The following is a 9,208-nucleotide window of genomic DNA, read 5'->3' on the forward strand; positions in this document are numbered from 1 at the left end:
GTCTGTTACCCGATAGGTAAAGCCCGATGTATTCCGCCACGCCCGAAACAGCTTCATGGACGACCGGAAAATAAGGGCTTGCGAGGTCCGAGTTCGAGAGGGTTTTTGGAACAGGAACGGAGAGGGTCGTGAGCAAACATCCGAACGTCGGATGTTCGGGGAAAAGGATGATCAGGTGAGGAGCGACGATGATCTCTCGGACCCAGTACGAAGCCATATGAGCCGCTTGACACCCGTATGCGCGTTGGTTAATCCGTGACACCATACTTTGCCTATGAGTTGGTACACGCGTGCCAACATCCATGGCCTCCCATCGGGACACGGTGCTGAGGTCAAAGGCGTTCTACTCGCCAAGCCATACTGAAAGCTTTTCCCAAAACCACACAACAGACGCGGTTCGCGGCTGTCGGGGAGGCATTTCTGCGCACTCTTCCGGCAACGTAGCGCCGCCAGAAGAGGCACGGAATGAACAAGCGAGTGAATGCAACTGCGCCAAGCAGATTCTCATCCGATATCGGATTGGAGACTGGGAACGACCGAACCGATGCTCTGCCAGCGGCAAGTACTACAGGCAGCCCGCCACCTATTTCAGCAATGGATCAACACGAAGGTGAGGTTCCGGCCTGTGTTGAGGCGGGGCAAACGTTACCTGCGGTCAGTCCCCAGGCCGACGACTACGATGGCGTTATCGATGCCGCTGTCATCGAGGTTCAACGCGTTCATAAAGTGCTCGGACACTTAGTCGAGCGAGGCCAACGCGCCGCACATACAACGCTCAGCTTGCTATACCCACTCTCGATGCGAGCTTTGAACGACTCCGGGTTTCGTAGCGCTCTACTGCACCGCGCCAAGATCAAGATCCGCAGGGATACACCACATCATCTTGGTATGGTTCGAGCAATCGTCAAAGCTGCGGGTGTTTCGGTGCCAAACTCGACGGTACACGACTGGTCCATCGCGCTGTGGGCTTGGGAGATCCACGAGGTTGAGCCAACCCAAGGGGCCGTGCGTCGCTGGATCTCAAAGCTCGCGGATCAGCAAACCGGTAGCAGGCGTGCGCCTTCACTCCTGGCAACTGTGAAAGCCATTGTCGCATCCGAGACCAAGGATGACAGACGGGATCTTCGAGAGAAGAAGCGCCAAAAAGCGAACTTCGAATGGAACCTATTTCGGGTGCAGCATGAGGCCAAACCCTTTGCCACGTTCAAACTAAAAGGTCAGCGAACCAGTCAAAATGAGTACACGTTGCTGTTAGCCCGCGTCCAAAAAGGGCAAGCAACCATACTTGGCGAGGTAGGAAAGGATGTGAAAACCGTCCGAACCCTATGGCAAAAGCATCGGGTATGATCACTGGGTGGGCTGCCAGATGGGCAGCCACTCAACATCTCGCGTTGAGAGCTTCATCGGCGGTGTATCTGCGTTGCGAATGACACCGACCTAAATCGTGGGAAAGCGCATCTTGAAGTAGGTCGCATCGCTGAGGCGCTCGAAGCTGAAGCGCCGTCCATAAAGTCTTTCCGGACAGGGGCCGAGAGGCCGAATTACGAATTTACCGGTACAGTTCTCGCGACACCATTCCTCACGTTCCCGGTAGGCTTGTTCGAATACACCTGGGAGCGGGAGGGTAGTCCGGTCCAGTCCGATGCAATCAACTACGTGAGGAGTAGTGGTACGCCGTGCCGCCGTGTTGGAAGCAAATCTCAGTCCAGTGGGGAGTGCCGCATGCCACATGCCTGGGGCCTGAGTAGTTTGACGGCAGCCCATCGATATCCTCATTGTTGGGTTTCTTGTATTTATCCGGCGAGGATCACTGCGATGCCTGAACCGGATGGGGCTCTCGCCAGCACCTGCTAGCATTATGGCATCGAACTCGTCGGACCACCCCTTCCATAGGAAACTGGCACTCCCGTTTAAGCGGCTGTCCAATAAGGGGAAATTGAGATCACCTGTGCAAGCTGCAAAACTGGGGTTCCGTCAACTGGGCGCTTGCAACACGCAAATACCTCCGTTCATGGACCTCGCGCCACACACATGTCGCACCTTGGATACCCTTAAAGCGTAGCCTTTAAGGACTTTTTTCTGTAAGGTTTATGACAGGTGACGGGTTCCCGACACCCATCAAAATTTACGCAACAAAGTTGCGCGAAGCTGGGGCGAAGTCATGGAGCATTTTGTAAGAGCGCTGCCGCTTGAGGCGCAGATCGCTGTGGCCGTGGTCGCAATCCTAACAATACTGTTTCATCTCAGGTACAATGAAAAGACAGTAGCTTACGCCCCGACAATCCTGACAACGACTGGCATCTTCGACAACGACTGGCATCTTCGACAACGACTGGCATCTTCGCGACCTTCCTCGGAATCGCTCTCGGCCTCGCCGAGTTCGACACCAGCAACATTCAGGCGAGCATTCCAACGCTCCTCGGTGGCTTGAAGACGGCTTTTTGGGCTTCGGTCGTAGGCGTCGGCGGTGCGCTGACGATCAAGTTCAGGCACTTCTTCATTGGCGTTCGACAACCACACGCAGGGTCTGGGGCAGACGGGCAAATCACCGCCGCTGATCTCGCTGCCCTCCTCAAGGGCATACAACAAGCCCTCGTTGGTACAGACGATGGAACGCTGATATCTCAGATCAAATTACTGCGCCAGGACACAAATGACAGGCTCGAAACATTAGGTCGGGCGCAGCAAGAAGCGCTTATGAAGCTCTCTGAAATGGGCTCCAAGACTCTCATCGAGGCCCTGCGGGACGTAGTTCGCGAATTCAACACCAAAATAACGGACCAGTTTGGAGATAACTTCAAGCAACTTAACGAGGCCGTCCAAGCACTTGTGGTCTGGCAAGAGCAGTACAAAACACATATTGAGGAAATTACAGCACGGCAGGCCGAGGCGGCAGCCGCAATGCAAACCGCAACTGGCGACTACCGTCTATTGGTAGATCGCGCCTCGGTGTTCTCAGGTGTTGCATCTGACCTTTCTACAATGCTCTCGGCTCTTGAGGTACAGAAGCAGCAGCTTACTCATGTTCTTAGCCAACTTGGCACCCTGTTGCAGGCGGCATCGGGAAGCCTACCCGAAATCGAGACGAAGGTTGTTGCTCTGACGACCCAACTCGGAGAAGCAGTTGCCGCAAACCAGAAGGAAGTGAGCAACGCACTCGCTGAAAACGTCCTTCTTATCCGGAACTCAGTCCAATCAGCCGGTCAGGACTTCAGCAAAATCAACGAGGAGATCAAGGCGAAGGTTGTCGCTCTGACAACCCAACTCGGAGATGCGGTCACCTCGAACCAAAAGGAAGTGAACAACGCACTGGCTGAAAATGCCCTTCTTATCCGGAACTCGATCCAGTCGGTTGGCCAGGACTTCAGCAAACTCAACGATGACTTGAAGACGAACGTAGTTACTCTGACAACCCAGCTTGGGGATGCAGTCGCCACCAACCAAAAGGAAGTCAGCAAGGCACTCGCTGAAAACGTCCTCCTTATGCGAAACTCCGTCCAGTCAGTCGGTCAGGACTTCGGCAAAATCAACGAAGATTTCAACAAGCATCTTGGCGACACTGCTGGCAAGATGAGAGAGCAAGTTGCCGTTCTCGACGCAGCCCTGACTGAGGAGCTAAAAAAGTCACTCGAAAGTCTCGGACGACAGTTGGCGGCGCTCTCGGAGAAATTTGTCAGTGACTACTCGCCGCTGACTGACAAACTGCACAGACTCGTTGCAGTGGCAGCCGAGTAGCCCATGGCGCTGAATGAGCTTTTCCCACAGACATCCGGATCTCCCGTGGCCCGTGAGGAGCACTGGATACCTCTTAGCGACCTGATGACCGGTCTAATGATGATGTTCATGCTCGTGGCCATCATCTTTATGGTTCAGGTCGATGAGGATGCCAAAAAAGCGCAACACGCTGCACAACAAGCGGAAACTCTCGCCAACATAAACAAGGACACCGCTCGCAAGGCTGAGATTGAGGCTGACAAAATCAGGCAAGTTGCGCATGTCTACGACCTGATGAAGGCACAGCTTTATGAGGATTTGCGAGCGGAATTCGAAGACGCTCTTAATTCCTGGGGCGCTGATCTCGACCGCGACCTGACTATTCGGTTCCGTGAGCCCGATGTCCTGTTCAACTCCGGCGAAGATATACTTAAGGAGCGTTTTCGCAGGATATTGGAGGACTTCTTCCCCCGCTATATCAGCATACTCACATCAGACAAATACAAAGACTCCATCGAAGAGATTCGCATCGAAGGCCACACATCCAGTGTCTGGAAGGGACAAACGACGGACGACGCGTATTTTTCGAATATGGAACTGTCCCAGTCCAGAACCCGGACGACCCTCAAGTACGTACTGAATCTGCCGAAGCTCGACGAACATCGAGCTTGGCTAAGGTCTCATCTAACAGCGAATGGCTTGTCGTCATCGAGGCTGAGGTACAATTCGGACGGAACTGAAAATAGGATCGGGTCGCAACGTGTCGAGTTCCGCGTCAGAACGAATGCAGACGCTCGGATCTCAGCAATTCTTCAAGCTGAGGCACAATGAAACTCCCTAACTTCTTTGACTTCGCCCCTCTCAACGCTGTGAAGGAGAAGATGGGCATCCCGCGTGATGTGTATGGTGATCTGACCGTCCATATTGATGCAGCACGCCTATCTGAGTTCGAGCTTGAACGGCTTACATCCACGGATGGCCTCGATGTCACGTTGGATGAGATCAGGGTGCTTGAAGACGGAACACTCGCCTTCAAGACCAGCCGGGTCCTCCTCTATATCCGAGATGTTGCGGACTACGGACACGGCCAGTTTCAGCCGCGCTATCATGTTGCGGAATGTGCAACTCTTTTGCAGATGAAAGAGAAAAAGAAGTTCAACCGCTATGTTGTTTCGACCCGGACCGATGGGCGTTTTACGCTTAACGTGATCAAATCCAGTCAGACCCACACAGGCTTACATAATCTATCCGTCTGCCAGAACTGCCTCGACAAACTCCGATTCCACGGGTTTGCCATGCAGCTTTCCTCTGCCGAACGCAAAAGAAGAGTCACGAACTTTCTCCTGAGTAAGTTCTTCGAGCAGTATCCAGTCTCTCTCCATCTGCAAAAACCACGTTTCGACGAGGACAATGCGCCACGCAATAATTACACCGATGATTTCGGGCAGATCAGCCAGACGCTCCGGGTCAAGAGTGGCTGGCGGTGCATAGATTGCAACATAAACCTCTCTGATCCCGCAATGCGCCAATACCTGCACGTGCATCATCGGAACGCCCTAAAATGGGATAACGACCCCAGAAATCTTGAAGTGCTCTGCATCCGATGCCACGCAAACAAGCCTGATCACAGCCACATAAAAAACGACGCCCGCTACTACCAATTTTTACGCATCATCGATGAGACGGCTACCGTTTTAGATTCGGGTTCGTAATGAATTGGCCTCCTATCTATTGCCGCCGCTCGGTCGCGCGTTCGCAGGCGTTAGAAGAAGTGGCGCTCAGGTGCCGCAGCGACCTCAAAGCGACCGCATGAGGAGGGATCGTGAACATCTTCGTTTTGACCGGGGCTGGGGTGTCAGCACAGAGCGGCCTCGGCACCTTCCGTGACAAGGATGGCCTTTGGTCTCGTTTCGATCCAATGAAGTTGGCGACACCAGAGGCGTTCGCCCGAAGCCCGAATGAGGTCCACGCCTTCTACAACATGCGGCGACGAAACCTGATTGAGGCTGAGCCCAATGCTGCCCACCATGCTTTGGCTCGCCTCGAAGCTGGTTTGGAGGAGCGAGGCGGCAAGCTGTTCCTCTGCACCCAGAATATCGACGATCTGCACGAGCGTGCCGGATCACGCGAAGTGACGCACATGCACGGCGAGCTATTGAAGGCACGTTGTGCTGCCTGCGGGGCAATCATGCCATGGTGCGAAGATCTGAGTGTTGATACGCCCTGCCCTTCCTGCGGCGACACAGGCAACCTTCGTCCTCACGTGGTCTGGTTTGGGGAGATGCCGCTCTTCATGGACGCCATCTACGATGCCCTGCTTGAGGCAGACCTATTCGTTTCAGTTGGAACATCGGGCTCGGTCTACCCGGCTGCGGGGTTCGTCGCAGAGGCACGTGGGCATGGTATCCGCACCTGCGAGATCAACCTGGAACCATCTGATAACGCCCGTCAGTTCGATGAAAGGCGTTACGGACCGGCGAGCGAGGCTGTGCCGACATGGGTTGGGGAGATACTCACATCAACATGAACCCCGGCTACTGATACCTTTTTGCGCTTAGTGATTTTATATCGCTGCGCTGGAAAGCTCCGGGGTCAAGCCTCTCAACTGAGGCCAAGTCTCATCAGCCCCTTCGTTTCGGCTTCTGCCATTTCTGCTGGTTTATGTCAGAATGGACTGCGATGCCGTCGAAACTTGAGGAAAGGTGGATTTTCCAGGGTGCTTCCATCTTTGGGACAGGTACATTCGTCACATGAACGATCTTTCCCAAATCCAATTCACCGATACGAGTTCCGATCCTGTGGCTCTGGCCGATCAGATCGGCGCTGCTTATGCTACAAAGGTCACTGCCGACCACCGCAAAAATCATGGATTGTATTTGACGCCGCCAGAAGTCGCCCGCTTTATGGGAGGGTTGGTGCGACCGCATGGTAAGGTGGTGAGACTTCTCGATCCTGCGGCGGGAGCCGGAATTCTTCTTTGCGGGGCTGTCGAAGCGCTAGCTGAGAATGACAAGCCCCCTGAGCGGATTGAGATTACAGCCTATGAGATTGATCCAGCACTGGCCGAGCATCTTCAGGCCATTCTGGCATCTCTCGCAGGGTGGGCTGGTGGACGGGGAATCGAACTCACGTTCGAGATCCGTGTGCGGGACTTCGTACTTGCAAATGCCGACGCCATTGAGGGCCTCGGCGGATTGTTCTCGCCCGGTGCCGAACGGTCCTATGATGTAGTGATCTCAAATCCTCCCTACTTCAAGCTCAACAAGGCTGATCCCCGAGCCCAGGCGGCTCTAAGTGTGGTTCACGGGCAACCCAACATCTATGGCCTGTTCATGGCTATAGGTGCTGCGCTTCTACGCCCGGCTGGCGATTTCATTTTCATCACGCCGCGCAGTTTTGCTTCTGGACCCTATTTTCGGGCCTTCCGTGAGCGGTTCTTTAGTGTTGTCCGTCCTCGGCTTCTGCATGTGTTCGGGTCACGCCGCGATGCTTTCGCGCGAGATGCTGTTTTGCAGGAAAACATTATCCTGCACGCGACCAGGGAAGATCGTTGGTCCGGTGGCAGCATCGCGATTAGCACCAGCGCGGGGATTCCTGATCTTGAAGAGCGTCAGGTGCGGACAGTCGAAATAGATCAAGTCCTTGACCTTAAAGCCCGCGACCGTGTGCTGCGAATCCCAGCCACGCAGAATGACCATGACATCATGCAATTGGTCGATGCTTGGTCAGGATCGCTCTCGGCATACAAGTGGAAGATTTCAACAGGTCCAGTGGTCCCGTTTAGGGCTGTCGAGTTCCAGAGCAATGAAGGTGGCTCCGGCTATGTACCCTTGCTTTGGATGAACCATGTTCACCCGATGCAAGTTCGTTGGCCTTTGGCGCGGCGGAAGCCCGAGTACATTCAGGATGTAATAGCATCGCGCCCCATTTTGGTGGCCAACGCCAACTATGTCCTGCTGAGGCGCTTCTCAGCAAAAGAGGAGAAGCGGCGGCTCGTGGCTGCCCCCTATATCGCCAACACTATAGATGCGCCGATGCTCGGCCTAGAGAACCACCTAAACTACATTTACAAGCCCGGTGGTTCTCTATCGGAGGATGAAGCATTCGGCATTGCGGCTCTCCTGAACAGCAGCCTTTTGGATACGTGGTTTCGCGCCGTAAACGGTAACACTCAGGTCTCTGCTACTGAACTGCGCTCCATGCCGCTTCCGCCACTCGAAACAATCGTGCGGATTGGCGTTCAGGCACGTGTCCTGATTGATCTCGAAGCTATTGATGCGCTCGTGGAGCGAGAGGTTGCTGCCTGTGGCTAGTGTTGAAGAAGCTCAGGAGATCCTGCGTGCCCTTGGCCTTCCACCCGCGCAACAGACGGCAATGGCAGGCTACACACTCTTGGCGCTATGTGGGCTTACGCCAACGGATTCCTGGAACAAGGCAGAACGTATCCGCTGCACTGTCACCAAGGGTGTCATGGATTACGTACGTCAGGTCTTCGGAAAGGAGTATGCGCCTAATACTCGCGAGACCTTTCGGAGGTTCGTCTTGCACCAATTCGTGCAAGCTAGGGTTGCCGATTACAATCCATTTGAGCCGCACCTGCCGACGAACTCCCCGAAGGCGCATTACGCAATCACGGAAGAGGCGCTTATCGCTGTCCGTGCCTTTGGAACCCCAGGATGGGAAGCAGCTTCGGCTGCCTTCGTTGCAAGTCATGGCGCACTCGCTGAGGCGTATGCAAAGCGAAGGGATATGGAACGCATCCCTGTTCGTCTTCACGATGGTACAGAGCTTCGATTGTCTCCCGGCGAACACAACAAGGTACAAAGAGCCATAGTGGAGGACTTTGCCGAGCGGTTCGCCCATGGTTCTAAGGTTCTCTATCTTGGCGATACCGAGAATAAAGATTTGTACAGGGACGACCGACGCTTCTCGGCACTCGGGATCACATTAACCGAGCACGATAAACTGCCGGACGTGGTGCTATACGATGAGGCTCGAAACTGGATTTTCTTCATTGAGGCAGTCACTTCACATGGGCCGATGACACCTAAACGAATCCTTGAGATTCAGGATATGTTACGAAACTGCTCCGCTGGCCCGGTATACGTCAGCGCGTTTCCAACTCTTACCGAGTTTAAGCGGTGGATCACAGAAATTGCGTGGGAAACGGAAGTCTGGATCGCAGAAATGCCAGACCACATGATCCACTATAATGGCGACCGCTTCTTAGGACCGCGTTCCTGAGTAGGTACACGCATCTGCGAGATCAACCTGAAACCCTCCGATAACGCCCGTCAGTTCGATGAACGCCGGTATGGACCGGCCAGTGAAATCGTCCCTGCATGGGTCAAGGACGTGCTTTCGGCATGACCTGCCGCTGAAATTTTCCTCCACGTTGAGTTAGAGTCCGGCCCCTCACAAGGACGGACAATGAAGCGTTCACGGTTCACGGAAGAGCAGATTATTGGAATTTTGCGGGAGCAGGACGCGGGGG

The 9,208-nt window shown here is 54.4% G+C and carries 8 protein-coding genes; 7 read left to right on the plus strand and 1 reads right to left on the minus strand.

Translation table 11 applies throughout. The features are described 5' to 3' along the window. Positions 1-217: hypothetical protein (locus FS320_RS47255; protein ID WP_210252227.1), on the minus strand; the 217-nt coding region annotated here is incomplete at its 3' end. A 248-nt stretch (positions 218-465) separates the two neighbouring features. Here FS320_RS47255 and FS320_RS32410 point away from each other — a divergent pair. The 7 genes from FS320_RS32410 (at position 466) to FS320_RS32440 (ending at position 8,958) form a co-directional block, all read left to right on the plus strand. Beyond that, positions 466-1,347: a hypothetical protein gene (locus tag FS320_RS32410; RefSeq protein ID WP_152716545.1), complete on the plus strand. Its 882-nt coding sequence runs from the start codon at positions 466-468 to the stop codon at positions 1,345-1,347. A gap of 1,080 nt (positions 1,348-2,427) precedes the next feature. Next, positions 2,428-3,735, plus strand: coding sequence for a hypothetical protein (locus tag FS320_RS32415; RefSeq protein ID WP_152716546.1), 1,308 nt, complete (start codon positions 2,428-2,430; stop codon positions 3,733-3,735). Between the two features lie 3 nt (positions 3,736-3,738). Then, positions 3,739-4,545, plus strand: coding sequence for an OmpA/MotB family protein (locus FS320_RS32420; protein WP_152716547.1), 807 nt, complete (start codon positions 3,739-3,741; stop codon positions 4,543-4,545). Beyond that, entirely contained in the window at positions 4,542-5,426 is an 885-nt protein-coding gene (locus FS320_RS32425) for an HNH endonuclease signature motif containing protein (protein ID WP_152716548.1), read from the plus strand. The genes FS320_RS32420 and FS320_RS32425 overlap by 4 nt, the downstream gene beginning before the upstream one ends. Positions 5,427-5,536: 110 nt before the next feature. Then, on the plus strand, positions 5,537-6,241 hold the full coding sequence (locus FS320_RS32430) for a Sir2 family NAD-dependent protein deacetylase (protein WP_162003393.1): 705 nt from the start codon (positions 5,537-5,539) through the stop codon (positions 6,239-6,241). Between the two features lie 223 nt (positions 6,242-6,464). Next, a complete protein-coding gene (locus tag FS320_RS32435) occupies positions 6,465-8,027 on the plus strand; it encodes an Eco57I restriction-modification methylase domain-containing protein (RefSeq protein WP_152716549.1) in 1,563 nt (520 codons plus the stop codon). After that, positions 8,020-8,958, plus strand: coding sequence for a BsuBI/PstI family type II restriction endonuclease (locus FS320_RS32440; RefSeq protein ID WP_162003394.1), 939 nt, complete (start codon positions 8,020-8,022; stop codon positions 8,956-8,958). Before FS320_RS32435 ends, FS320_RS32440 begins: the two co-directional genes overlap by 8 nt. Positions 8,959-9,208: the final 250 nt, after the last annotated feature.

This window comes from Microvirga tunisiensis, from assembly GCF_009296175.1.
In the GTDB taxonomy this organism is placed as follows: domain Bacteria; phylum Pseudomonadota; class Alphaproteobacteria; order Rhizobiales; family Beijerinckiaceae; genus Microvirga; species Microvirga tunisiensis.